Source organism: Gammaproteobacteria bacterium (assembly GCA_016765075.1).
Classification (GTDB): Bacteria; Pseudomonadota; Gammaproteobacteria.
Window position 1 is genome coordinate 1 of the sequence record JAESQP010000156.1, and the last position, 25,589, is coordinate 25,589.

Annotated in this window: 21 protein-coding genes and 3 pseudogenes; 19 read left to right on the forward strand and 5 right to left on the reverse strand. The window is 46.6% G+C overall.

The features are described 5' to 3' along the window. From JKY90_09505 to JKY90_09530, 6 genes and pseudogenes are all read left to right on the forward strand, one after another. A pseudogene (locus JKY90_09505) lies at positions 1 to 111 on the forward strand (single-stranded DNA-binding protein). Positions 112 to 316: 205 nt separating this feature from the next. Further along, positions 317 to 1,498: an ADP-forming succinate--CoA ligase subunit beta gene (gene sucC / locus JKY90_09510; GenBank protein ID MBL4852492.1), complete on the forward strand. Its 1,182-nt coding sequence runs from the start codon at positions 317 to 319 to the stop codon at positions 1,496 to 1,498. Next, positions 1,498 to 2,370 carry a succinate--CoA ligase subunit alpha gene (gene sucD, locus JKY90_09515; GenBank protein MBL4852493.1) on the forward strand — a complete coding sequence of 291 codons (873 nt, stop codon included), beginning with the start codon at positions 1,498 to 1,500 and terminating at the stop codon, positions 2,368 to 2,370. The genes sucC and sucD overlap by 1 nt, the downstream gene beginning before the upstream one ends. A 62-nt stretch (positions 2,371 to 2,432) precedes the next feature. Further along, positions 2,433 to 2,672: a CDGSH iron-sulfur domain-containing protein gene (locus tag JKY90_09520; protein MBL4852494.1), complete on the forward strand. Its 240-nt coding sequence runs from the start codon at positions 2,433 to 2,435 to the stop codon at positions 2,670 to 2,672. Between the two features lie 57 nt (positions 2,673 to 2,729). After that, positions 2,730 to 4,357, forward strand: a pseudogene (locus JKY90_09525) (NAD+ synthase). A 125-nt stretch (positions 4,358 to 4,482) separates the two neighbouring features. After that, a complete protein-coding gene (locus JKY90_09530) occupies positions 4,483 to 4,821 on the forward strand; it encodes a P-II family nitrogen regulator (GenBank protein ID MBL4852495.1) in 339 nt (112 codons plus the stop codon). 502 nt (positions 4,822 to 5,323) lie between these two features. On the opposite strand, the gene JKY90_09535 is transcribed toward JKY90_09530, so the two are convergent. After that, a complete protein-coding gene (locus tag JKY90_09535; protein MBL4852496.1) occupies positions 5,324 to 6,112 on the reverse strand; it encodes an outer membrane protein assembly factor BamD in 789 nt (262 codons plus the stop codon). A gap of 69 nt (positions 6,113 to 6,181) precedes the next feature. Further along, positions 6,182 to 7,453, reverse strand: a complete 1,272-nt coding sequence (bamD, locus tag JKY90_09540; GenBank protein MBL4852497.1) for an outer membrane protein assembly factor BamD — start codon at positions 7,451 to 7,453, stop codon at positions 6,182 to 6,184. A 230-nt stretch (positions 7,454 to 7,683) separates the two neighbouring features. On the opposite strand from bamD, the gene rluD reads away from it, so the two are divergent. Together rluD and pgeF are read left to right on the forward strand one after the other, a co-directional pair. Next, the gene (gene rluD, locus JKY90_09545; GenBank protein MBL4852498.1) at positions 7,684 to 8,673 is read left to right on the forward strand and encodes a 23S rRNA pseudouridine(1911/1915/1917) synthase RluD; all 990 of its coding nucleotides are present in this window, start codon (positions 7,684 to 7,686) and stop codon (positions 8,671 to 8,673) included. 39 nt (positions 8,674 to 8,712) lie between these two features. After that, positions 8,713 to 9,492, forward strand: a complete 780-nt coding sequence (pgeF, locus tag JKY90_09550; protein ID MBL4852499.1) for a peptidoglycan editing factor PgeF — start codon at positions 8,713 to 8,715, stop codon at positions 9,490 to 9,492. A 187-nt stretch (positions 9,493 to 9,679) separates the two neighbouring features. Here the strand turns inward: pgeF and JKY90_09555 are convergent, their stop codons facing one another. Next, the gene (locus JKY90_09555; protein MBL4852500.1) at positions 9,680 to 10,330 is read right to left on the reverse strand and encodes an arylesterase; all 651 of its coding nucleotides are present in this window, start codon (positions 10,328 to 10,330) and stop codon (positions 9,680 to 9,682) included. Between JKY90_09555 and JKY90_09560 the strand changes: the two genes are divergently transcribed. The 11 genes and pseudogenes from JKY90_09560 (at position 10,329) to JKY90_09610 (ending at position 22,703) form a co-directional block, all read left to right on the forward strand. Further along, positions 10,329 to 11,036 carry an ABC transporter ATP-binding protein gene (locus JKY90_09560; GenBank protein MBL4852501.1) on the forward strand — a complete coding sequence of 236 codons (708 nt, stop codon included), beginning with the start codon at positions 10,329 to 10,331 and terminating at the stop codon, positions 11,034 to 11,036. The genes JKY90_09555 and JKY90_09560 overlap by 2 nt on opposite strands. Beyond that, positions 11,033 to 13,579, forward strand: coding sequence for an FtsX-like permease family protein (locus tag JKY90_09565; GenBank protein ID MBL4852502.1), 2,547 nt, complete (start codon positions 11,033 to 11,035; stop codon positions 13,577 to 13,579). The genes JKY90_09560 and JKY90_09565 overlap by 4 nt, the downstream gene beginning before the upstream one ends. Positions 13,580 to 13,774: 195 nt before the next feature. Next, positions 13,775 to 15,526 carry a biosynthetic-type acetolactate synthase large subunit gene (ilvB, locus tag JKY90_09570; GenBank protein ID MBL4852503.1) on the forward strand — a complete coding sequence of 584 codons (1,752 nt, stop codon included), beginning with the start codon at positions 13,775 to 13,777 and terminating at the stop codon, positions 15,524 to 15,526. Continuing rightward, positions 15,523 to 16,011 (forward strand): acetolactate synthase small subunit, encoded by a 489-nt coding sequence (gene ilvN, locus JKY90_09575; protein MBL4852504.1) that lies wholly within the window; start codon positions 15,523 to 15,525, stop codon positions 16,009 to 16,011. Before ilvB ends, ilvN begins: the two co-directional genes overlap by 4 nt. A 66-nt stretch (positions 16,012 to 16,077) precedes the next feature. Next, complete coding sequence (gene ilvC / locus JKY90_09580; protein ID MBL4852505.1) at positions 16,078 to 17,094, forward strand: ketol-acid reductoisomerase; 1,017 nt, start codon at positions 16,078 to 16,080, stop codon at positions 17,092 to 17,094. A gap of 90 nt (positions 17,095 to 17,184) precedes the next feature. Beyond that, positions 17,185 to 17,814: a hypothetical protein gene (locus JKY90_09585; protein MBL4852506.1), complete on the forward strand. Its 630-nt coding sequence runs from the start codon at positions 17,185 to 17,187 to the stop codon at positions 17,812 to 17,814. Between the two features lie 40 nt (positions 17,815 to 17,854). Next, a pseudogene (gene pssA / locus JKY90_09590) lies at positions 17,855 to 18,663 on the forward strand (CDP-diacylglycerol--serine O-phosphatidyltransferase). A gap of 120 nt (positions 18,664 to 18,783) precedes the next feature. After that, positions 18,784 to 21,537, forward strand: a complete 2,754-nt coding sequence (locus JKY90_09595) for a YdbH domain-containing protein (GenBank protein MBL4852507.1) — start codon at positions 18,784 to 18,786, stop codon at positions 21,535 to 21,537. Between the two features lie 57 nt (positions 21,538 to 21,594). Further along, positions 21,595 to 21,804, forward strand: a complete 210-nt coding sequence (locus tag JKY90_09600) for a YnbE family lipoprotein (protein MBL4852508.1) — start codon at positions 21,595 to 21,597, stop codon at positions 21,802 to 21,804. A 53-nt stretch (positions 21,805 to 21,857) separates the two neighbouring features. Next, positions 21,858 to 22,187, forward strand: a complete 330-nt coding sequence (locus JKY90_09605) for a YdbL family protein (GenBank protein ID MBL4852509.1) — start codon at positions 21,858 to 21,860, stop codon at positions 22,185 to 22,187. Positions 22,188 to 22,289: 102 nt separating this feature from the next. Beyond that, the gene (locus tag JKY90_09610) at positions 22,290 to 22,703 is read left to right on the forward strand and encodes a hypothetical protein (protein ID MBL4852510.1); all 414 of its coding nucleotides are present in this window, start codon (positions 22,290 to 22,292) and stop codon (positions 22,701 to 22,703) included. Positions 22,704 to 22,785: 82 nt separating this feature from the next. On the opposite strand, the gene JKY90_09615 is transcribed toward JKY90_09610, so the two are convergent. After that, positions 22,786 to 24,699: a M48 family metallopeptidase gene (locus JKY90_09615; protein MBL4852511.1), complete on the reverse strand. Its 1,914-nt coding sequence runs from the start codon at positions 24,697 to 24,699 to the stop codon at positions 22,786 to 22,788. Positions 24,700 to 24,782: 83 nt separating this feature from the next. Further along, complete coding sequence (locus JKY90_09620) at positions 24,783 to 25,379, reverse strand: LemA family protein (protein MBL4852512.1); 597 nt, start codon at positions 25,377 to 25,379, stop codon at positions 24,783 to 24,785. Between the last annotated feature and the right edge of the window lie 210 nt (positions 25,380 to 25,589).

Here is a 25,589-nt window from a genome sequence, read left to right on the forward strand (position 1 = left end):
AAATGGCAAGACAAGAGCGGGAATGATCGTTACACCACAGAGATTGTTGCCAACGAAATGCAGATGCTTGATAGTCGTGGTGGTGGCGACCAGTTTTCAGGTGGTGGCCAGCAATCGTACAGTGGTGGTCAGTCGTCATCTCAATCGCCGCCGCAACGCTCTGGCGGCGCGCAACAACAGCCTGCATCGGCGCCAGCCCAAGGACAGGCAATGGCGAACGATGATTTTGACGACGATATTCCGTTTTAACTTGCCCCGCAGGGTGTAGCCAAAATTAAATGGGCATCGAGCCAATAATTTATATCCAATCATATAGATGAAGCTTCACGAATATCAAGCCAAAGCTTTGTTTGAGAGCTTTGGTATTAGCTTGCCTAAACACGGTGTTGCTGTGTCAGTAGCGCAGGCTCGTGAGCTGATGGAAAAAATCCCTGCTAACGGCTGGGTTGTTAAAGCACAGGTGCATGCAGGCGCACGTGGTAAGGCGGGCGGCATCAAGCTGGTGAGCAATATCGTTGAGCTAGAGCAGGCTGCTAACGAGTTACTTGGTTCGCATCTAGTGACACATCAAACAGGGCCGCAAGGCCTGCCCGTGAACCATGTACTGATTGAGCCAGCAATCAATATCCAGCAAGAACTGTATGTCAGTCTTTTGCTGGACAGAGCAATTGAGCGTGTTGTATTTATTCTGTCGACTGAAGGTGGAATGGATATCGAAACAGTGGTGGCGACTCAGCCAGAAAAAATTCATCGTCTGGTCGTCGATCCCGTTGTTGGTTTACAGTATTGGCAATGCCGACAAGTGGCTTTTGACTTGGGATTGTCACCGGTTTTGATGGCTGCCCTGGCTAAGTTGATGCAATCACTTTATCGCCTGTACGTAGCAAAAGATGCCAGCCTGATAGAAATCAACCCCTTGGCGATAACTGAGGATGATCAATTGATCCCACTCGACGCCAAGGTGGAGATTGACGACAATGCCTTGTATCGCCATCACGATTTGGCATTACTACGTGACGCTGAGCAAGAAGATGAAAAAGAGCGTGCGGCGCACATTCACAATCTAAACTATATCTCGTTAGACGGTGACATTGCCTGTATGGTCAATGGTGCAGGTTTGGCAATGGCGACGATGGACTTGATTAAGTTGCATGGTGGTGAGCCAGCTAATTTTCTTGATGTGGGTGGTGGCACCACGGCGGACAAAGTTGCTGAAGCCTTTAAGTTGATTGTCTCCGGTGGCCAGGTTAATGCAATTTTGGTGAATATATTTGGTGGCATTGTCCGTTGTGATTTGATTGCACAAGGTATTATCTCTGCCATCAAAGAAGTAGGCATTGCCATTCCTGTTGTGGTGCGTTTGCAAGGCACTAATGCAGAGCAAGCACGTGCGCTGCTTGATAAAAGTGGACTTGACCTGGTATCAACTGAGTCTTTGACTATGGCGGCGCAGCAAGCCGTTGCACTGGCTAATAAAACAGAAAAAGGTGTTGGCTAATGAGCATATTGGTTGATAAAAGCACCAAAGTCATTTGCCAGGGCTTTACTGGAAAGCAAGGCACCTTTCATTCCGAGCAAGCGATTGCTTATGGCTCGCAAATGGTTGGTGGCGTAACACCAGGTAAAGGTGGCCGAGTACACCTTGGCTTACCGGTATTTAATACAGTTCGGCAAGCAGTTGAGCAAACTGGTGCGCAAGCAAGCAGTATTTATGTGCCGGCACCATTTGCAGCCGAAGCGATCATCGAAGCGGCTGCTGCCGGTGTTAAAGTGATTTGTTGTATTACTGAGGGTATACCGGTTTTGGATATGCTCAAGGTTAAGGCTGTATTAAAACAATATGATGCGTGGTTGATTGGGCCGAATTGCCCGGGTGTCATTACCCCGGGTGGCTGTAAGATTGGTATTATGCCTGGCAATATTCATCAAGTGGGTTCGGTGGGGATTGTTTCGCGCTCAGGTACGCTGACCTATGAAGCGGTGCAGCAGACAACGGCAGTGGGGTTGGGACAGAGCACCTGTGTTGGTATTGGTGGTGATCCTATTCAAGGCATGAATTTTATCGACTGCTTGCGTTTATTTGAGCAAGATGAGCAGACAAAAAGTATTATCTTAGTTGGCGAAATTGGCGGCGCAGCCGAAGAAGCCGCGGCAGAATTTATTCAAAGCGATGTTAGTAAGCCAGTAGTGGCTTATATTGCGGGTATCACTGCGCCAAGTGGTCGTCGTATGGGCCATGCTGGTGCAATTATCTCTGGTGGTCAAGGCACTGCTGAAGGCAAGATTGCCGCGTTAGAAAAAGTAGGCGTTGAGGTGGTGCGTTCGCCAGCGGATATCGGTGAGCAGTTAAAACAAAGATTGTCCGCCTAGCCTATCTTGGATATTGCTAATAGTTTACTGTGAAGGAAGCTCTAATTTATGGAGTTGTACACATGACTAAACCTATCGTTGCTGGTCGTACTCCGATATCAACCGTGTTGGAAGTTGGTAAAACTTATTATTTTTGTACCTGCGGTCGTTCTCATAAGCAACCGTTTTGCGATAGCTCGCATCGCGATAGCGAGTTTTCACCAAAAGCATTCAGCGTTGGAGAGTCTAAATTTTATTATCTTTGTATGTGTAAAAAATCTGCTAATTTGCCTTTTTGTGATGGCACTCATGCTAAGAACTAATCTTAATACCTGTAATTTCCCACGCAATCACCCACGTAATCGCCAGGTTAAGTCACTTTGACAAAAAAACTCCGTATAACTATCGCACAATGTAATTTACATGTGGCGATATTGAAGGCAATGCTGAGCAGGTGTTGTCTGCGACGATATTTGCGCGTGATGAGCAGTCTGCTGATTTAGTTATTTTCCCTGAGTTAAGCCTAAGTGGTTACCCGCCTGAAGATTTGGTTTTGCGTGATGGTTTTTGCGCAGCGGTGGCCCAGTCTTTGGATTCATTGGTAAAACAGATTAAGGGTATCAAGGTTGTTGTTGGCTACCCCTTACTGCAAGACGGCTTGTTATATAACGCTGCTTCAGTGTTGGCTGATGGAAAAATACTTTGCACCTACCGTAAACAGCAAATTCCAAACTATGGCGTTTTTGATGAAAAACGTTATTTTACGCCGGGCGATGAAACCTGTATTTTCTCTATTAATGGCGTGTCGTTGGCTTTAACGATATGCGAAGATATCTGGCGGCCTGGGCCAGTCAATCAGGCGGTGCACGCTGGTGCTGATTTGATTATTAATATTAATGCATCGCCCTATCATGAAGACAAACAGTGCGAACGTGAAACGGTGTTGATCCAGCGTGTGCGTGAGAGTGGTTTGCCGATTGTTTATTGCAATTTGGTGGGTGGCCAGGACGAGTTAGTGTTTGATGGTGCCTCAATGGTTATCGCTGCCGATGAAGCTATTCATTACTGTTCACCAATGTTTGATAGCGCTAATTCTTTGGTGGAATTTGCCAAAGTGGAATCTTCTGGTGACTTACAGCCAAGTGTTGCGCAAACGTACGTGTTGCCTCAGCGTGAGCAATCGATATATCAGGCAATGGTGCTGGCGGTACGTGATTATGTTGGTAAAAATGGTTTCCTGGGCGTCGTCATGGGCTTGTCTGGAGGCATTGATTCTGCGCTAACACTTGCAGTCGCCGTTGATGCTCTCGGCGCAGAAAATGTACAAGCGGTGATGATGCCTTATCAATATACCTCCGACATAAGCATCGAAGATGCGCGTACCGAGGCTCAAACATTAGGCGTTCGTTATGATGAGATTGCCATCGAATCTATGTTCGACGCCTTTGTTACCGAGTTAAATAAAAAAGAAGGTTTGGCGCCAAGCGATTTGGCTAAACAGAATTTGCAAGCGCGTTGTCGCGGTGTGTTGCTGATGGCAATCTCAAATGAGACTGGCCGCATGGTGTTGACTACGGGCAATAAGAGTGAAATGGCAGTGGGTTATGCCACCTTGTATGGTGATATGGCAGGGGGGTTTGCACCGTTAAAAGATGTTTCTAAGACGATGGTCTATCAGTTAGCGCGTTATCGCAATACGATTTCTGACGTCATTCCTGAGCGGGTGATTAATCGAGCGCCTTCTGCTGAATTGGCGCCGGATCAAAAAGATGTGGACTCTTTACCTGCCTACGAGGTTCTCGACCCCATTCTTCAAGCCTATGTTGAAGAGGATAAATCCGTTGCTGAAATTATCGCTGATGGCTTTAGTGAAGAGACAGTGCGCAAGGTTGTTGGCATGGTACGACGTAATGAGTATAAACGGCGTCAAGCGCCTCCGGGCGTTAAATTGACAGCACGAGCTTTCGGTAGGGATCGACGTTATCCGATCACATCGAGCTATGTTTAGGCTACGGTGATTTGTAGAGCTTAGTAAGGCGGAGTATAAGACATCGACGTCAACACAGAGTCGTTGTACTATATACTACGCAATGAGCTTAACTGGCTCTATAACCCTATCTGCTCGAGGCAGCTATGAAAAAAATAGAAGCTATTATCAAGCCGTTTAAATTAGATGAAGTACGTGAAGGATTGTCTGCTGTTGGTATTACTGGCATGACAGTGACAGAAAGCAAGGGTTTTGGTCGACAAAAAGGCCATACTGAGCTTTATCGTGGCGCTGAATATGTCGTTGATTTTATTCCTAAAGTCAAAATCGAAGTGGTCGTTACCGATGATCAGTTGGAAAGTGCCCTTGAGGTTATTACCAACGAGGCACGTACCGGTAAAATTGGTGATGGTAAGATTTTTGTGCTTGCCGTAGAAAAAGTGATTCGCATCAGAACTGGCGAGCAAGATAACGATGCAGTTTAGTGTTTGTTACGGCTACAAGCTGTGTTGCTTCAAATCGCATTGAACCTAAATAAATCAGTTAAGTCCACTGCGAACACTTAAATGTACTAAACCTAAGTGTTTTTTCTCACTGTAGACTCACCCATGAGCGACTACGCGATCGCCTAAAATTAGCAAAAAACACGTTACCTCCATCACTTTAGACGCCCTTGCTACGATTTAACTGATTTATTATTTAGGCTTAAGCAGTCTTCCCTGGTACTCCAGCAAGTTAGTATTGACAGGTTCAGAGCTAGCCCAATGTACCGATACAAGGCGCAGTCCGCAGGCAAGGGTTGTTCCCTTGCCAAGGGCTGTAACGCAGTAGCGGTGCATTGGGCTGGTTCCCTTTGGGCGAGACGAGAAGCGGTCATCTGCGTTGTTGTGCTGCCTTGAATTAGCTATGGCTAATACTGCGTTCGCACGCCTATCAGCTGACCGCTTTTCGTCTCGCTGAGCCTGTCAATACTAACTTGTTGGAGTACTAGCTCTTCGTTCGTTTTCGTAAGGCTTTGGCCTGTGGGTGATCAGGGTAATTTAGCTGCAACACTTGTAGGCTATTGTTCGCTAAGTAGTGCATGCCGAGATGTTTGTAAGTGCGTATTAGTATGGCTAAGGCATCAGCGGTGGCTGGCGACTCTGGCAGCTTTTCAATAATATATTTGGCGCGATTAATTGCGGCGATAAAGGCACCACGTTTAACGTAAAAGCGTGCGACATGCAGTTCGTGCTTAGCCAGGGTGTTACGTAAGTAAACCATACGCTGCCGTGCATCTGAGCTGTATTGACTTGCGGGAAACTTATTTACCAGCTGCGAAAAATATCGGAACGACTCGGTAAGTGTACGTGGGTCACGGGTGGCTGGGTCAAAGAAGCGGATAGGGCCAAATTTTCCCGAACGATCATCAAATGTGGCTAAGCCGCGCAGATAATAAGCACGATCTACTTTTTCATGGCGTGGGTTTAGGCGAATAAAGCGATTAGCTGCACTTAAGGCTGCTTCAAGTTCCTCATTATCAAGATAAGCAAAGCCGATATTGAGTTGTGCGCGCTGGGCAAAAGGCCCAAATGGAAAGCGTTTTTCCAGTTCTTGAAAATGTTCGATGGCGGCATCGTAGGACTTTTTATTATAGGCGGCAGTTGCCTCATCATAAAGGCGGGCGGCAGTCCAGTTAGTAGGGACATCCTCTTTGTCAGGAAATAATGAACAGCCACTGGTGACTAACAGTGAAGCCAGCAGAAACAGTAGAAGTATTGGGCGTAAGCAAAGCACAGTGATATACCAAAAAGTTAAGCCAACATTATAAACGGCCAGAACGACAAAGCCACTCGCGATTGCGCATTAACGGCTATTGAGTTTGTTATGAATATCCGACATCGAGCGCACCCAGGGGTTCGGTAGCTGTAACTCAGCACTGAGTCCCTTTAACGCAAGTAAGGCTTCATTTTTGCTGCGGTAATGACCATAAGTCAGCGTAAACCAATGACTGCCTTCATTGCGTGCGCGAAAATAGCCTGCTTCTGCAGCAATATCATGTTTCTTAATGTAATCTTGCAAGGCTTTTTCATCGTTAGTGCCAAGTAATTGTAAGGTATAGCTAGCGCCAGGCTGTGACAAATACCACGATTCCCGTTTGAGTTCATTATCATTGTCAGTGAAATCGCTAAGGTCAGCAGTATTGGGTGATATGAGTTGGACTTGGTTTTCACTCTCTAGGTTTGGCTCAGTGCGTGGGCGAGGTTTATTGGCAGCTTCGATTGCAAAGCGGGCACTTTGTTTTGCAATTTGGCGCTGCTTCAGCTTAGCGGGGTCAACACGGATTACCTCATTGCCGCTAGTATGCGCACTAGTAGTATGACGATAATCGGGATATTTGCGTTTAAGCGCTTGGCGCACATCAGAGGCTTGTACCAGGCTACCTTGTGCTGTAAATGCCTCAATCATTACTGAATAGGCTTCTGGTGTAGATTCCGAGCGAGTATAATTTTTAATTATGTATTCAGCGCGGGCAATGGCTTCTTTATATTTATTGAACGACAAAGCAGTTTTTGCCAGTTTAATTTCATGTTCAGCTAATTTGCTGTGTAGGACTTCCATGCGAATACGGGCATCTTGATTGTATTTGCTATTAGGGTGGCGGCGGACTAATTCAGCGAACGACGCAAATGCTTTACGTGCTATAGCAGTGCGCGCATTACCCGTTAGCTGACTGCTTTGCAGTTGTTTAATTCCATCATTGTAGCGAGCGAGGCCGCGCAGATAATAGGCGTAATCAATGAGCGAATGGTTTGCATAGGTTTGAATAAAGGCGTTGCTGGCTTCGACTGCAGCATTACTATCACCCAGCTTGTAATGCGCATAACCGCTGCCGAGCAGCGCCTGTGGCGTTGTTTTGTCTTCAGGAAATTGCGTGCGTAAGCGGGTAAACTGATTTAATGCTTCACGGAAATTACCATTATCCACGGCGTTTTGGCCGCGTGCATAGATTGCCATGGCCGTATTTCCAGCAGTAAGGTCTGGTTCGCTGCCAGTGTTAGACGGCGCCGTGTTTGGTGTGCTCGAACAGGACACACATAATAGTGCGGCCAAGCCAAGCAGCGTTAATTTATTCAAAAACCTCAGCTCCAGCAAGGTATGCAGACCTTAGTCATCAGTGCGATGATAAGTGATAGTGATGGCTGGACTATAGCAGAGCTTATACAACGTTGCCTTAATTTTGATATGGATACTTATGTGTTGTTGTAAGATAAAACTGAAGGTTAGCAGGTGTTATTAAAATGTTTAATCAATATCAATGCTCGTATTGATGTTGATGTGGGCTTTGAATTGGGTCAATTTTATTTATGACAGTAACGACAAATAATACGAATGAATTGCGTCAGTCGATTAGCGACGAGCTAGCAGGCATGAGGCTCGATCAGGCACTGGCACGCCTATGGCCAGAGTATTCGCGTTCACGTTTAAAACAATGGGTTGATGAGGGGCTGGTTACGGTTAATAGTAAGGTGTTGCGACCTAGAGACAAAGTGCATGAAGGCGATGAAGTTGTATTAAAGCCGCAGCAGATTGCTGATGACACCTGGCTGGCGCAAGACATTGCTATCGATATAGTCTATGAAGATGACCAGCTTATTGTTATTAATAAAGCGGATGGAATGGTTGTTCACCCGGCGGCAGGAAACTACCAAGGTACCTTGGTTAACGCCTTATTATATTATGCGCCGAATCTTGCTACTTTGCCGCGTGCGGGGATTGTGCATCGGCTAGACAAGAATACAACGGGCTTATTGGTTATTGCCAAAACTTTACAGGCACATAAGGTTCAGGTGGCACAGATGGAGCAGCGTAGCGTCAAACGCAAGTATGTGGCGATTGCTCAAGGCGCCATGGTGGCTGGTGCGACTATTGATGAGCCGATTGCGCGCCACCCTGTTAATCGTCAACGTATGGCGGTAGTTAGAGCCGGCGGCAGAACAGGACGCGAAGCCATTACCCATTATCGCGTACGCGAACGTTTTCGTTGTCACACCATGATTGATGTGCAGCTCGAAACAGGTCGCACTCATCAAATTCGTGTGCACATGGCACATATAAAGTATCCGCTGCTAGGCGATCCAGTGTACAGCGGCCGTGCACGTAGAATGGCAGGTGCCTCAGCAGAGCTGACTGCGTGCCTAGATAATTTTAAGCGACAAGCCCTGCATGCTTTTGAACTTGAGCTGGTACATCCTCAAAGCAAAGAGATGATTGGTTGGCAAGCACCGATCCCTGATGACATGCTGGCCGTGGCCGACGCCTTGCGCGTGGATGACAAACTGCACAGTGACAATTAATGCGACGCACATGGTTTCTTTAAGGCACATAATATAATGATGCGGAGCGCCCCCCTTATCACCCCAAGTTGGCCAGCACCGCACTGGGTAAAGGCGGTAACGACGACACGTCAGGGTGGTGTCAGTGCTGGGGCATTCGCAAGTTTTAATCTTGCTCAACATGTGGGTGATACAGCAAATAATGTATCGTTAAATCGAGTACAACTTGCCAGTTTGCTTAATTTGCCGCAGTCGCCCCATTGGTTGACACAGGTGCACGGTAATCGTGTGATTGAGCTTAGTGATACGGATGAGCAGGGGATGGTACCCAAAGCGGATGCAAGTTACACACGAGCAGCAGGGCAGGTATGTGCCGTGATGACAGCCGATTGCCTGCCGATATTGCTCTGTCATCGTCGACATAAAATTATTGCTGCTGTACACGTGGGTTGGCGCGGTCTAGCGCAAGGCGTAATTGAGGCAGCGTTGACGCATTTTGATGGCCATTCTAATCCCCGTTCTAGTCATAAGAATCAGATGCTGGCTTGGCTCGGCCCGGCTATCAGTAGTAAAGCATTTGAGGTAGGTGTAGAGGTTTATCGGACGTTGGCTTTAGACCAAGACAGCGCTGCCTGTTTTACAACAAGTAGCGATGCGCATTGGCATGCAGATTTATATGAATTAGCGCGATTACGCTTGCGCAAGGCTGGGGTTGCAGCAATATATGGTGGGGAGTTTTGCTCTTACACTGATTCAGCACGTTTTTTTTCTTATCGCCGTGATGGCAAGAGCACAGGTCGCATGGCGAGCCTTATCTGGATGGACGATAAAGGGTGTTAACAATCACCGTTCGTGGCGAAATTCTGATCTTTTTTCGCGCTGACTGCGTTGCGCATCGTTGCACCCCAAGAGTACTTCCTCAGGAATGCTACCGCATTCCCTCAGGGCGCAATAGAACAACTATTACGCCTCAGCACGCCTTGCCAGCACGAAAAATGACTCAGAATTACACCAACGAAGGTAATTGTTAACACCCCCTAGAGATGCCTTCCAGTAGTGATTTAATCGCAGGCCAGACATTATCCAGTATTCGTTCTTGTGCTTTTATGGATGGGTGGAGCTGGTCGGGTTGAAAATAGTCGGGGTTGTCTTCGAATCCGTTTAACATTGAGGGAACCAGCGTAACCGCGTATTTGTCTGCTAGCAGAGTATAATTATTACTAAAGTCATGGGTGTATTGTGGACCATAATTTGGCGGTAACCGCGTACCAAGCAGCAGTACCTTGGAGCCGTTGGATTGTGCCATAGTAATCATTTGGTCAAGATTGTTTCTCATCTCGTTGAGAGACAAGCCACGCAGGCCATCGTTAGCACCGAGCTCAATAATGGTGAGAGAGGGTTTAGCGTAGTTGAGTGCTTTACCAATGCGGTTCAAGCCACCAGCGCTGGTGTCACCGCTGATGCTGGCGTTAACAACAGTGAAGTCGAAATGACTTTCGCTAAGACGCGCTTGTAATAAGCTTACCCAGCCGGCTGCTTGCGGCATATTGTGGGCAGCACTGAGGCTGTCGCCAATAACAAGAATGCTCGGTTTGTTGACAGTTGATGCGTTAGTCGTGGTCACAAACAAGACGATATTGATGAGATTGGCTAATAAGATTTTAACGAGTTTATTCATGGATACTAAAAAAGATTGCTCTCCAATATTGCCCCCAATATTAACCGTGTCATCACTTTGTAAGTCAGTTGTCGGCCCAGGCGGTAACTTGCAATTGTTACAAGACATCAATTTTAGCGTAAACGCAGGTGAGCGTGTCGCCATTGTCGGTGCTTCGGGTGCCGGCAAGTCTACTTTGCTTGGCTTGCTAGCAGGTTTGGACACACCCAGCAGTGGTTCGGTTTATCTCAACGATATTGCGATATTTGACCTCGATGAAGATCAGCGTGCACGCCTGCGTGGTGATAATATCAGCTTTGTCTTTCAATCGTTTCAATTGTTGGCAAACTTGAACGCAGTGGAGAACGTTGCGCTGCCGCTGGAAATAAAAGGCGATGCGATGGCAGCGGACAAGGCGCAGGAGCACTTACACCAAGTGGGACTAGGCCATCGCTTGCGTCATTACCCATCACAATTATCCGGTGGTGAACAACAGCGGGTTGCGCTTGCACGTGCTTTTGTCACGCAGCCCAAGTTATTGTTCGCCGATGAGCCTACCGGCAGCCTTGATCGCGACACAGGTCAAGCCGTCATTGAGCTATTAACCCGTCTGAATCAGCAGCATGGCTCAACCTTATTGATTGTCACCCACGACGATAAAGTGGCGCAGTATTGTCAGCGCACCATCACCCTGGAGGCGGGGCGTATTATGGCGTCGCAGTCGTGAATGCACTGCGCTTATCGTTACGCATGCTGCGCCGCAGTTGGCGCAGTGGTGAGATACAAATACTCTTTTGGGCTTTATTGATTGCGGCTACGGGCATGACCGCTGTCGAGGCCTTTACCGATCGCGTACAGCAGGCCTTAGCCAACCAGGCAAATGATTTGCTGGGTGCTGACTTAGTGCTGCAATCAGACCACCCCATCGAGACTAAATTTATGGAGCAGGCCAATACACTGGGCTTGCAATTTGACTTTAAAACTGAATTTCCCAGCGTCGCAGTGACAGACAGCAAACTACGGTTAGGTGGCATCAAGGCAGTGGGTGATGCCTACCCATTACGTGGGCAATTACGTATTCGCAATAAAATTGGCGCTGAAATTGTTGAGCGCAGCCATGGCCCGGCGCGTGGTGAGGCATGGTTAGACCTGCGCATGTTGTCGCAGCTAGCACTTGAGGTTGGTGGTCGGGTCAAACTCGGTAACAAGGAATTTGTCGTCAGCGCCGTGCTGGAGCAAGAGCCAGATCAAGCTAGCAACTTCGTCGCCATGTCACCACGCGTGATGATTCATCATCAAGACCTGGCTGCAACGGCATTACTGCAACGAGGCAGCCGAGCGCGTTATACGCTATTAATTGCTGGGGCCAATACGCAACTGGAAAAGTTTCGTGAGCAAGTAACACCTCTACTTGCTCCTGATCAGCAGCTGCAAGATGTTAAGCAAGCACGGCCACAAGTGGCTATTGCGCTTGATCGTGCTGAGCGTTTTTTGGGACTTGCAGCGATGGTGAGTATTGTCCTTGCTGGAGTTGCTATCGTTAGTGCAAGCCGCCGTTATTTGTCCTTGCATCTCGATGACTGTGCACTATTGCGCTGCATGGGTGCAAGTTATCATACGATTTTCATCATTATTGCCGGTCAGCTTGTTGTTACCGGTATTGTCGCCACGGCCTTGGGTGTGGCGCTAGGCTATGGTGCCCAGTTTTTTCTCAGTCAGATCTTGGCACCGCTAATATCCGCTCAGCTACCATTGCCTGGGTGGTTGCCGGGGTTGAGTACTTTTTTGATTGGTATGGCATTGTTGCTAAGTTTTGTTTTTCCAACATTACTGCAATTAAGAAAAGTCCCTGCCCTGCGCGTGCTGCGCCATGATCTTGGCAATATAGAGGTGAAAAGTATTAGCGCCTATGCCTTGGGCATCACAGTGGTTGTTGCCTTAATGATATGGCAAGCGCGAGACATACGTTTGGTTATCTATGTCGTATTAGGAGTTGCCGTTGCTGTTATTTTACTTTACGTCTCGGCTCATTTGTTGATTCGTTTGTTGCGGTTGATACCGTTAAAGAGTGGTTATGGTTGGCGCCTTGGTTTGCGTGCAATGACGCAACGCAGTGGCGATACCGCGATGCAGTTAACTGCTTGCGGTATTGGTTTAATGGTGCTGCTATTATTTGCTTTGATACGCAATGATCTGTTAGTCCAATGGCAGGCGAGCCTGCCCGATAAAGCACCGAATCAATTTTTAATCAATTTACAGCCGGGTCAACAACAACAGCTGTATGATTTATTTGACCAACATAATCTTGAGCGACCATTGCTGCATCCGGCAGTGCGAGGACGCCTGGTGGCGATTAATGCAATCGATCTCAGCGAGATTGCGGTGGATGGTGACCATGAAGATCAAGGTCGTCCCTCGAGAAGCCTAAACTTGTCATTTGCAATGACTGTTCCTGAGCACAGCCCTGTCGTCGAAGGCCGATGGTGGAGTGGTAGCGATAAAGGTTTAGTTTCTTTAGAGCAGGAATTCGCCGCTCGTATCGGCGCCAGCATAGGTGACCGAATTCGCGTCAATATTGCTGGAGTCGAGGTTGAGGCGAAGGTGGCTAATCTGCGCAAGGTTGAATGGGATTCTTTTCAGGTGAATTTTTATATGATTTTTTCTCCTGACGTAATGATAGATCAACCAACGGCATATATTTCTTCTTATTATCAACCACCGCCTACAGCAGTAGCCTCCAAGAGCACTTCTTCAGAAATGCTATCGCATTCCCTCAGGGCGCAGCATAATGATTTGGTGCGTGACATTGTGACAGAGTTGCCTAACGTCACGTTGATCGATGTGGGAAGTTTGGTTTTGCAAATCAAACAGATTATTGATCGCGTGACACGCGCTGTTGAATATGTCTTTATCTTTACCCTGTGTGCGGGTTGTGTCGTGTTATTTGCAGCGATACATTCGACGCTGGATCAGCGTATACGTCACAGCGCCTTAATGCGTGCTCTGGGCGCCAGTCGTCGCCAGCTTAATCAAGCCAACCTGGCTGAATTTATTGGCTTGGGTTTAATGGCTGGCTTGATCGCCTCGATGGTTGCTACGGTTATAGCAAGTGTTATCGCGTCGGCCTTGTTTGACCTGACAGTTGTGATAAGCCCCTATGTTTGGCTATGGGGCTGTGTGTCGGGTGTCGTCTTAGTCAGCGCGGTGGGTTTTGTTGCAACGCGACGCGTATTGCAGCAGCCACCCTGGCAAGTGTTGAGAGCGCTGTGAGCGAGTGTTGATATGGAGCTCGGATTATTAAATGGCTCTGAGGTTGCCCCAATTAAATCGTCCGTTTTATTGAGGGAACCTCAGTATGGGCTCCCACGTAGGGGCGTGCAAGCCAGAAAAGCATTATGCTGGATGGCCAGACCCGTGGCATAATACCTCGTTCTAACTCTTTGGCTTACTTACTCTTAAAAGACCATGCAGCAGCAATCAACTGGCGTCGAGATACTGACGGGCGCAGAAATTCTAACGCGAAGCCTTAAAGACGAGGGTGTTGAATACATCTTTGGCTATCCTGGCGGTGCGGTTTTGTATATCTATGATGCTTTGTTTAAGCAAGATGCTGTTAAGCATATCTTGGTGCGTCATGAGCAGGGCGCATCGCATGCTGCGGACGGCTATGCTCGCGCAACGGGCAAGCCGGGTGTGTTGCTGGTGACGTCTGGCCCCGGCGCGACGAATGCGGTAACGGGTATCGCCACGGCCTATATGGACTCGATTCCGATGGTGATTATTACCGGTCAGGTTAATACCTGGGCTATTGGTAGTGATGCCTTTCAAGAAGTCGATGCGGTGGGCATTACCCGTCCCTGTGTCAAACATAATTTCCTGGTCAAGGATGTTAAAGATTTGGCAGAGACGATTAAAAAAGCCTTTTATCTCGCCAGCAGTGGTCGACCTGGCCCAGTGGTGATTGATGTACCAAAAGATGTGACGGCGCTTCGTACCGCGTATCACTATCCTGAAAAGGTTGAGATTCGCTCCTACAACCCGGTGGAAAAAGGTCATAGTGGCCAGATAAAACGCGCAGTTGACATGTTATTGGCGGCGAAAAAGCCGATGATTTACAGTGGTGGTGGTGGTGTTGTACTCGATAACGCCTCGGAGCTGTTGATCGAATTTACCCAAATGTTGGGTTTTCCTATCACCAGCACCTTGATGGGCCTGGGTGCTTTTCCGGCATCAGATAAGCAGTTTTTGGGCATGCTGGGGATGCATGGCACTTACGAAGCGAATATGGCAATGCATGATTGCGATGTTTTGTTGGCCATTGGTGCGCGTTTTGATGATCGCGTTGTCGGCAAAGTAGACGAATTCTGTCCTTACGCCAAAAAGATTCATATTGATATTGACCCTGCCTCGATTTCCAAGAGTGTATTAGTTGATGTGCCGATTGTTGGTTCAGTAAGCAGTGTCTTAACCGATATGATGATCTTGCTGAAAGAGCAAGCTGTCAAAACAGACAAAGAGGCTGTTGCTAAATGGTGGGGTGAGATAGAAGACTGGCGTAGTAAAGATTGCCTGCGTTATGACACAAAATCTAAAATCATTAAACCGCAAAGTGTGATCGAGAGCCTGCACAAAGTCACCAAGGGTGATGCCTTTATCACGTCAGATGTTGGTCAGCACCAGATGTGGGCAGCACAATATTATGGCTTTAACAAGCCACGTCGTTGGATTAATTCGGGTGGTTTAGGCACCATGGGTTTTGGTCTGCCGGCAGCAATGGGCGTGCAGTTGGCCTATCCTGATGAAACCGTTTGCTGCATCACCGGCGAAGCCAGCATTATGATGTGTATTCAAGAGCTTTCAACGTGCTTGCAATACAATTTGCCCATCAACGTGGTATCGCTTAATAACCGCTATATGGGCATGGTGCGTCAGTGGCAGGAATTCTTCTATGAAGGCCGTTATGCCATGTCCTATATGGATGCGCTGCCGGACTTTGTTGCCTTGGCACAAAGCTTTGGTCATGTTGGGCTACGTGTCGAGTCACCGGCGGATGTCGAGGCAGCACTTAAAGAGGCCATTGCAGACACCAAGCGTTTATACTTTATCGACTTTGTTACCGATCAATCTGAAAACGTTTTTCCGATGATCGAGCAAGGCAAAGGGCATCATAAAATGCATCTGCCAGCACATATGACAGCAGAACGGGATTTAGCGTGAAGCACATTATTTCAATCTTGCTTGAAAACGAAGCCGGTGCATTATCGCGGGTAGCGGGCTTATTTTCTGCGCGTGGTTACAATATTGAGTCGCTGACCGTGGCGCCCACCGAAGACCCCACGATGTCACGCATGACGTTAGTCACGCGTGGTTCGGATCAAATTATTGAGCAAATTACCAAGCAGCTTAATAAATTGATTGACGTCGTCAAACTCGTCGATTTATCCGAGGACGCGCACATCGAGCGGGAAATGCTGTTGGTCAAAATTAAAAGTAGCAGTGATCGCGAAGAACTCAAGCGTCTCGCCGAGATTTTTCGTGGTCGCATTATTGATGTTACGCCTCGCACCTACACCATTGAGTTGACCGGCACCGGCAGCAAGTTAGACGCCTTTTTGCAAGCGCTGGAAGGTGCATCGATTATTGAAACCGTGCGCTCAGGTACCTCAGGTATTGCGCGTGGTGATAAAGGTCTGAGTTTGTAAGAATTTTGTAAGAAATTTATCCCCCATTTATTTTGATAACTATTTTTAACAGGAGTTATTTTGGCTATGAACGTGTATTACGATAAAGATGCAGACCTGTCGATTATTCAATCGAAGAAGGTAGCAATTTTGGGTTATGGCTCACAGGGTCATGCTCATGCCAATAACCTGAAAGACTCTGGTGTCGATGTTGTGGTTGGTTTACGTGAAGGGTCTGGCTCTGTAGTGAAAGCCACTAATGCTGGGTTGACTGTCAAGTCTGTTGCAAAAGCGACAGCAGATGCTGATGTCGTCATGGTGTTATTGCCAGATGAGAATCAGGCGCGTGTCTATCGTAAGGAAATTGAGCCTAACCTGAAAAAGGGTGCCATATTAGCCTTTGCCCATGGTTTTAATATTCATTATGGCCAAATCGAGCCACGTGCGGATTTGGATGTCATTATGATTGCACCAAAAGGCCCCGGCCACTTGGTGCGTTCTACCTATGAAAATTCCGGTGGTGTGCCAACTTTGATCGCCGTGCATCAAGATGCGTCAGGTAAGGCGCAAGCAATCGCTTTGTCCTATGCCAGCGCTAATGGTGGTGGCCGTGCCGGTGTGATTGAAACTAATTTCCGCGAAGAAACCGAAACCGATCTGTTTGGTGAGCAGGCTGTGCTCTGTGGTGGTGCCACGGCATTGGTACAGGCAGGTTTTGAGACCTTAGTTGAAGCGGGTTATGCGCCTGAAATGGCCTATTTTGAATGTTTGCATGAGCTTAAGCTGATTGTTGATCTGATGTATGAAGGCGGTATCGCTAATATGCGTTATTCGATTTCCAATACAGCAGAATATGGCGATCTCACCCGCGGCCCACGTATTGTTACCAGCGAAACCAAGGCCGAGATGAAGCGCATTCTTGAAGAAATTCGTAATGGTGAATTCGCCCGTGAATTTATTCTTGAGAATCAGGCTGGTGCTGCCACACTTAAGGCCAAACGTCGTTTAGGTGAAGAACACCAAATCGAAATAGTCGGCGCTAAATTGCGCTCAATGATGTCATGGATCAGTGAAAGCAAAATTGTTGATCATTCAAAAAACTAAACGATCTTTGATCGACTCTAGGTCGGAGTCATGAATTGATTAGAGCTTTCTTGTTGTTGTGTTAGCGCTTGGCGTGACACTGTAAATATAATGGGTCGGCGTACTCACAGTCCTGTTTCTTTGGCAGGGTGGCCGTTATTTTCTGCGGCTGCTTTATTGGCGATAGTCTGTTTTCAATTCAGCCTGATTTTAGCGCTGTTTTTTTGCCTGATATTCAGCATACTGCTGTACCTATTTCGCGATCCGTGGCGTTCCATACCTGCCGACCCTTTGGCGGTTATTTCACCAATCGATGGCCAGGTTGTGGAAATTGTGCCAATGAATAACCCACAGACCGACCATATGGATCAACGTATTACTATCGATTTTTCTAAAACCGGTGCTTATGCCGTACACAGTGTTACAGAAGGTAAGATAATAACCTTGAGTCGTAATGCACCGGATATTAAACAGCGCGGAAAAAACATCACTGCTCTATCAATGGTCGTTCGCACAGATGAGCAAGATGATGTTGTTATGGTGGTGCATCGTGGCTATTTAGGCCATTATCCTAAGTGTTACTATCACACTGGTGAGCGGGTTGGTCAGGGTCGGCAAGTCAGTTATATTCCTTTTGGTCGCCGCGTCGATGTCTATATCCCCGACACATCGCGTGTTGATGTTAAGGTAGGTGATCGATTGGTGGCTGGCGAATCAGTACTTGCGCATTTTGTCCATTAAAATGGCTGTATAAGGTAATCATGGTTGAGTGAGTCGGTCTATGAGCATTGAACAAGAGTCCGGGAACCAAGCCGACAAAGATGCTATGGATAAACGCAAGCCGCGCAGCCGTGGCATCTATCTATTACCAAACTTTTTCACCACAGCAGGCTTGTTTGCTGGTTTTTATGCCATAGTTTCTGCCATTAATCATCACTTTGAAGCGGCATCGGTGGCAATTTTTGTCGCCATGGTGCTCGATGGTCTTGATGGTCGAGTCGCGCGTTTGACCCATACTCAGAGTGCTTTTGGTGCCGAATATGACAGCCTGGTTGATATGGTTGCCTTTGGTTTGGCGCCTGCATTAGTTATTTATTTATGGTCCTTGCAATCCTTGGGTAAGGTGGGTTGGTTGGTTGCTTTCATTTATACGGCTTGTGCTGCGTTGCGATTAGCACGCTTTAATTCGCAAAATGGTGGTACAGAAAAACGTTTTTTTAAAGGTCTAGCCAGTCCTGCTGCCGCGGCCTTGGTCCAGGGTTTGTTTGGGTCGCTAGTGACTGGCTTGGTGCTGATGTGGCGAGCGAGCCAAGCCGGTTTTTTACGCTGATTGGCGTGGTGGTGACCTTATTTGCTGGCTTGCTAATGGTCAGCAATATTCTCTTTCGTAGCTTTAAAGACTTTGATATTAAGGGTCGCGTGCCTTTTGTTGCCTTGCTTGTTGTGGTGATGGTCTTTGTCCTGGTTTCTATCGACCCGCCAATCGTATTATTCGCTGGATTTTTGATTTATGCCCTATCAGGCCCCGCAGAGGCGTTGATGCGTAGCCGTTCAAAACGGGAAAATGATGATAATCAAGAAAAAAGCTAAACCGATATAGTTCATTTAGGGTCTGTTGACGTTTCATTTTTATCACTGCAGCGATAAAAATGAAACGTCAACAGACCCTAGTTTTAATCTGATTCATCCTAAGTCTGAAAGGCTCATGGTATGAAATTTCTGTTTAAAATTATTGTTAAGCTATTTTTCGTTATAGTGTTGCTGGTTGTTATGGCGTATTTCGCGGCACCTTATCTTGTCGAAAATACCCTTTTAAGACAATTAGAGCGCCAGGGTTTCGAAAGTATTTCTGTCAGTGCCGAGCGACCAAAATGGAATGCGCTCAGGCTAAATTGGCTCAACCTTGCATCACGCCAGGGCACAATAAAGTGGCGACTTGAAGCGCGCAATGCTAACGTCCAGATAAATTTACTTGCCCTTCTGCGTGGTGATCTACCCGTACTTTCCGTTGAAAAAGCCTATCTTGAAATAGATAGCCGTAGCCGCAGTGAGGCGGGCACATCGGATGATTTTGAATTAATTGTGCCCGCACAATGGTTAACATTAGTGCCATTGCGATCATTGAATATTGAGAAACTATTCATCAACTGGCATGGCCAGCAGCATAATGCTAAATATGAGGCTGTTGTGTCGGGTTACCGTATCGCTGATCGTATGCAGCTAGAATTATTGGTGGTGCGAGAAGATAGCCAGCAAAGGTTAGGCTATAAGGCCGTATCATTCATAACACGTAGCGGTCAGTTTTCATTGTCAGTGACAACTCAAGATAAAGATGATGTGCCCTTGTTATTATTTAAAGCACGGCTATCAGATCGTAACGATGCGATTGAAATTAATAAAGCCGAATTAGTTTTTGACCCACTAGGTTTAAATCAATTTGGCAGAGAGTTACGTTTGTTTGAGCCGATAGAGGTTGAAATATCGGGTCAAGTGACGCTTAAGCCGCATGGCTATATCCATAAAAAAATTGTCGCTGGTTCACCGATCAAATATCACTTATCGGGTGATGTCTACGCCAAACTCAATTCTGTTTCTACGCCTTTGTACCCTTACGATACGGCAGCTGAGCTGCATATGAATTTTGCTATTGATCATGTCAGTACTGCTATCACCATAGATGAAAAATCTAATATAAGAACCGTACTACCCGACGAGCTTTTGGTGTTTTCTAGGTCATTTCCTCAGTTATTACCCTTTGCGATAGACCAGCCCCTGTCTATACAAATTATTAAGCCGCTGCATTTTCAATCAAATTTGGCGTTGGCAAAATTAGCTGATTTACAGCAATGGGATATTGAAGGTCTTGTTACAGTAAGCCTGCCATTAATTGATGGACAGCAATGGCAGCTTACCCTTGATTCACCAAGCGTGACTGTTGACGATGTAATCTCCCTTAATGCACGTTATACGTTGAGCTTGCCATTGGGCCAGTTTGATTTTGCAGACGGTTATGTGGCGCCATCAAAGCTTGATTTGGCTGGGTTAATCAACGCGCGTAGCCATCAGCTTTCTGTATCAATCAATCAACACTCATCTTGGACTTCACCACGCGTTAAATTCGCTGAGCATACGCTGGATGCGCCAAGACTTAGTTTTAGAAAAGAGGCGGTCGTTGATTATGATATTGCGGCACAGCGATGGCAATTTAATAATGTTCAACTTGGCTTGGTGAGTAACCCGTTGCGTGCAGGTGACTTTATTGTTGCGCCGTCGACGATTGATATCGATATAGAACAGGCTCTGGGCGTGGCTGATAAATGGACTATAAACGGTCTGTTCGCTGCCGAACTATTGCTTAAAAATATTGCGGCAAATGATGATTTGGCACTTAACCTCAATGCACAATTCAGGGCGGATCAGAATGTTTTAACAGGCACCCATACGCTTTCATTCGATAAAGAAAACAATGTGATGGGTGGAGAGTTCGCCTATGAGCGGCAAGAGGCAAGCGGCGGCATACATTGGCAGACAGTTGCTAGCCCGCTCAAAGGCTGGCTTGAGACTTTGCCGGTGCTGCTGCCTTTGTTCGATATGGAAGACCTGCAGTTGCAAGAAGGCATGCTGGACGCGAATATTTCATTGTTATTATTGCAAGATAACACCAAAGTAAAAGTTAGCGCTCGCCTCACCGGAGTGGCCGGTAACTATGGCGACATGGTGCTAAATGGAGGCGCTAGCCGAATCATTATTGATGATTTGTTTGCATTTTCCAGCAAGAAAAAAAGTACTGTTTCGCTTGATCTACTCGATGTTGGATTTCCTGTGAAGAATATACGTTTTAATGTGCAGCCAACTGTAATAGAACGGGGAACAGAAAAGGGCCTAACAGCGTTTGTCATTAGCGATTTCTCTGCTCGCACACTCGGTGGGCGTATCGCCTTTAAAAGCTTGCTTTGGCAGCCCAATAAAGAGACGCAGTTTGATGTCACTGTGCAGGGTCTTAACCTGCAAGAGATATTGTCGCTTGAGCAGCAGCCAGGTTTAAAGGGTTCAGGGTTGATCGATGGTCGCATACCCATTACCTTATCAAACGGGGAGCTCTCTGTCGCAGCAGGTGTTTTGGCAGCACGTTCGCCGGGTGGTGTGTTGGCCTATCGTGGTGATGATCTCCAAGCGTTGATTAAAGACAATGAAGGCTTAGAGATAGTAGCTAAGGCGTTAGAAAATTTTCGTTATGACAAGCTTAGCGCGGTGGTGAACTACCAACCCAGTGGTGACATGGTGCTGCAATTATCGATTGTTGGCCACAATCCTGAATTTGAAAATGGTCGCCAAATCAAACTGAATGTAAATATTGAAGAAAACGTGAAGTCTTTGTTGCAAAGTTTACAACTTGCCGACGACTTAACTGATAAAATTGACCAACGTGTTCAGCAAGGGTTAAAGCAGCATGTTGATAATTAACGAAGGATTTTTTGACACTGGCTCTTGTTATAAATAAGGAGCTTAGGTAAAAATACAATGCTAGCCAATTTGAATCACAGTTTACAGCGCATATTATTATCTGCCATTGTACTCACTTTTGTAGCCGCTTGTGCGCCAACGATAAAGGTGCAGGCGCCAGATGAGCCGATCACTATTAATTTGAATGTCAAAATTGAACACGAAATTCGTGTCAAAGTAGAAAAAGACATTGATGATTTATTCTCAGAAGAAGGAGGGTTGTTCTAATGATGAATACTCTCAAAACTGCCACTTATCCTCTTGTTTATTCAATGCGTTCAATGCGTCGCTATTGCCGGTTTACGGCGCTAATCGTGGCAATGTTATTACCACTCTCTGCATTCGCACTAGGCTTACAAGAAGCTAAGTCACAACTGCTGGTCGGTGAAAGTGTGACGGGTTATATCGGTGTGGTAAAAGCCAATGCAGGTGTTGTTGCGTTGGCGAATGACATCAATGCCAAGCGTAAAGCGAGCTACCAAAAAATTGCTAAACGCAACGGTACCAGTCTTGCCGCTGTCGAACAATTAGCAGCGAAAAAAGCGATTGCAAAGACGGTAAACGGACAAATGGTTCAGCGATCACTAGGCGGCGCCTGGCTGCGCAAATAGTCAATACGCTAACACTCTAAAGGAGAAAAAATAATGATTTCCCTGGAAAAGATTGAGCCAAACAATTGGGTAAAACTGTGTGTTGTATTAGTGTTAGTGCTTATGGCAAGCGCTTGTGCGTCGAGTAAATCCGGCAAGGTTTACTCACGTGGCGAGACACAGCATGTTCAGACCGTTGAAGTGGGTACTGTCATTGCGGTTGAAAATGTGCTGATCGAAGGCACTAAAACACCAATTGGTGCCGCAGCAGGTACCGTTGTTGGTGGTGTCATCGGCGCGGGTTCGGCCGATAGCTCAGGTGATCGCGTACGAGGTGTAATTGGCGCAGTGGTCGGTGGTGTTGTTGGCGCTGCTGCAGAAGAAGGCTTTACCCGTCGCAAAGGCCAGGAAATCACCATTGAGCTTGATAATGGTGAGGTGATATCGATCGTGCAAGAGGCCGATCAAAAAATTGCCATCAACGATACTGTACGTATTCTGACCCAGCCTAACGGCACCAAGCGCGTTACGCGTTAAATGAAAAGGGTCTAATATAGGTTAGACCTTGGGTCGAAGAAACCCTTTTGGGGTGTATTGACACTACGTAGATTGGCCATTGCTAATAAGGTTGCCGACCGGGCCTGCTTACCAATGGCATAGGGCAGCTCAAACAAGCCGAAATAACGCGCAGCAAATCCCAAGCCATCACCGTTACTTGATTATCATAGCCAATGCAGGTAGCACAGGCGGCAAGAAACTGCTGTTTTAGCAGTGGCACCAAGTGTTCCAATTGTGCCAGCGCAGCGTTGGTTGCATTAAGATTTAAATCGTCTTGGTGTGTACGCTGGCCTACTTTGATGGTCAGTGGCTTTAAACCACTGTAAAACGCCTGATCACGTTGCTCTTCGTCGTTATGACTGACATTGGCTAGTAAAGACAACACATTTAAGCAAGCGCCCTCTACTTGGTGCAAACTGTGATAGCTGCGGCGGTGTTTTTTCGTCTCTGCCTTTTTCGTAAATTGCGGGTCGAGAAAATGACAAAGCAGACGATAATGCAGCCACTCCATATGATCTGAAATCGCGTCAGCCATAATAAACTGCGTTAACAACCATTTAAGTTGTTGGTATTGTTGCGCTGATTGACGTTTTAATGCCGGAATGGCGATCTCAATCAATGGCAATATCTCAGTGGCATGTAATGTATCAACAAACGGTTTTAAACGTAGGACTTCTTGTGCCATTGCCGGGCTGTCTGCCAGATAGCCCAATTGTTGCGTTTGAATCGCTGGTTTTGTATCAAGTCGCAAGGCCAGCATCAGTGCATAGGCCGTAGCCGGGTTTTGTGCGGCCTGGTAAAGCGGTGAGGGCAGTGATTTAATCAAAGCGCCAGCAATCGCCATCATTACCGGATCAAGCATGCCAATAACTTTTAACGAGTCAGGCAGGCTATCGATAATGCTGGAGCCGCTAGCGGTAGGCTCTTCTGCTGTTGGTGTGTTTGATGCTAATGGTTTACCAGTTAAGTATTGGCCATCCCAATAACGATCAAGACGTGTAATACGTTCATTGATGGGAGGGTGTGTAGCGAAAAAATCAAAACTCCGCACCGAAGATACATCGCCAAAGAACATATGGCTAAATTCTTCAACACCATGACTGCGTACACCGCTACCAACACCCGAGCCAATCACCTTTAGCGCATCAGCAATGCCATCCGGATTGCGCGTGTATTGCACAGCAGAGGCATCCGCCAAAAATTCACGTTGTCTTGACACTGCCGACTTGATTAAATTACCAAAAAGAGTACCGATGGCACCTATTAAGACCAAGCTTGCACCTGCCCCTAAAGCAAAGACCGCCGTACTACCAAAATTGTTGCTGCGGCGAGTACGACTCATACCACCGACCAATGCTCGACCCGATAAACCAATAAAAATAATACCTGACAGCACAGTAATTAAATTCAAATTAAGGCGCATATCACCATGCAGAATATGGCTAAATTCATGGGCGATAACGCCTTGTAGTTGATCACGCGTCAGTCGTTGTAGCGCGCCACGCGTAATGCCTAACACCGCATCACTATCAGAGTGACCTGCGGCAAAGGCATTGATCGTTGTTTCATCCAGCACATAAACCGGTGGCACAGGCATGCCCGCAGCGATGGCCATTTCTTCTACAATATTCAATAATTGACGTTCGTCAGGGTCTTGCGTGTCAGAGTAAACAGGCGTGCCGCCTAAGCGCTCAGCAATGGTATAGCCACCTTGTCCCAGTTGAGAACGCTTATAGATAATGACACAGCCAACAATGATACTCATGACAAGCGCCGTTTTTAACAGCAATGGCCAGTTAAGATAATCTGCGGCTGACAGTGCTGTTCCAGTGTTGCCCCAAACAGCAAAGCCCCAAAGACTGCTTGCCACCACGAGAGTGGTTAAGCCAATAATCAGTATCACAGCAACAACAAACAGTGCGACGAGCTGCCCTGTTTTTTTGCGCGCTTGCTCTTGTTGTTGAAAAAAATTCATGTAATTAGAATGTTCAATTATTTAAGGAGCCTTCTCCCATTGAGGGGGAAGGTTAGGATAAGAGGTCGTTATTTTAGGTTGTTCTAAAACGAAACCTTAGGCGCTTCTTGAATAGCTTCACTATCTGGCATTACCAATAACGTTGCATCGGTGGGATGACCAAAAGTCGTCGCCAGGAAAACAGGTGGAAAACTCTGACGGTATTCATTATAAGCCGTGACTGCATCATTAAAGGCCTGGCGTGAAAAAGCCACTTTATTTTCAGTGGTCGTTAGTTCTTCAGACAACTGCATCATATTTTCATTGGCCTTAATGTCCGGGTAGGCCTCAACCAATAAATTAAATTTACCCATCGACGCATTCAGATTACTTTCCGCCTTAGCCAAATCATTCATCGCCACCTCGCTACCTGGATTAGCGCGTGCTGCATCCAGCATAGCACTAGCACCATTACGTGCAGCCACGACTGATTCAAGCGTTTCACGCTCATGCTTCATATAACCCTTGGCAGTTTCAATTAAATTCGGAATTAAGTCATAACGGCGTTTAAGTTGTACTTCAATTTGAGCAAAGGCATTTTCAAAACGATTTTTCAGACTGACTAAACGGTTATAAATACCAATGACATACAGCACTAAAGCAACAATCAGCACCAGTACGATAATGAATGAATATTCCATAAAGTCCCTCCCCTTTATTTATGTTGTAGCAAGTGTATTGGAATTTTTATGTCTGTTTTGAGAAATATGGTTGCTTGTTATCGCTATTCAAGCCATGAATTATTATAAGTTATTGATATTTATGTTTATTCACAGAAATTATTGCTCTGTAATCTGTTCACTCATTATATCCCACTAAAATATTAGCAGACAGTTTGCTTGCAATTTTGT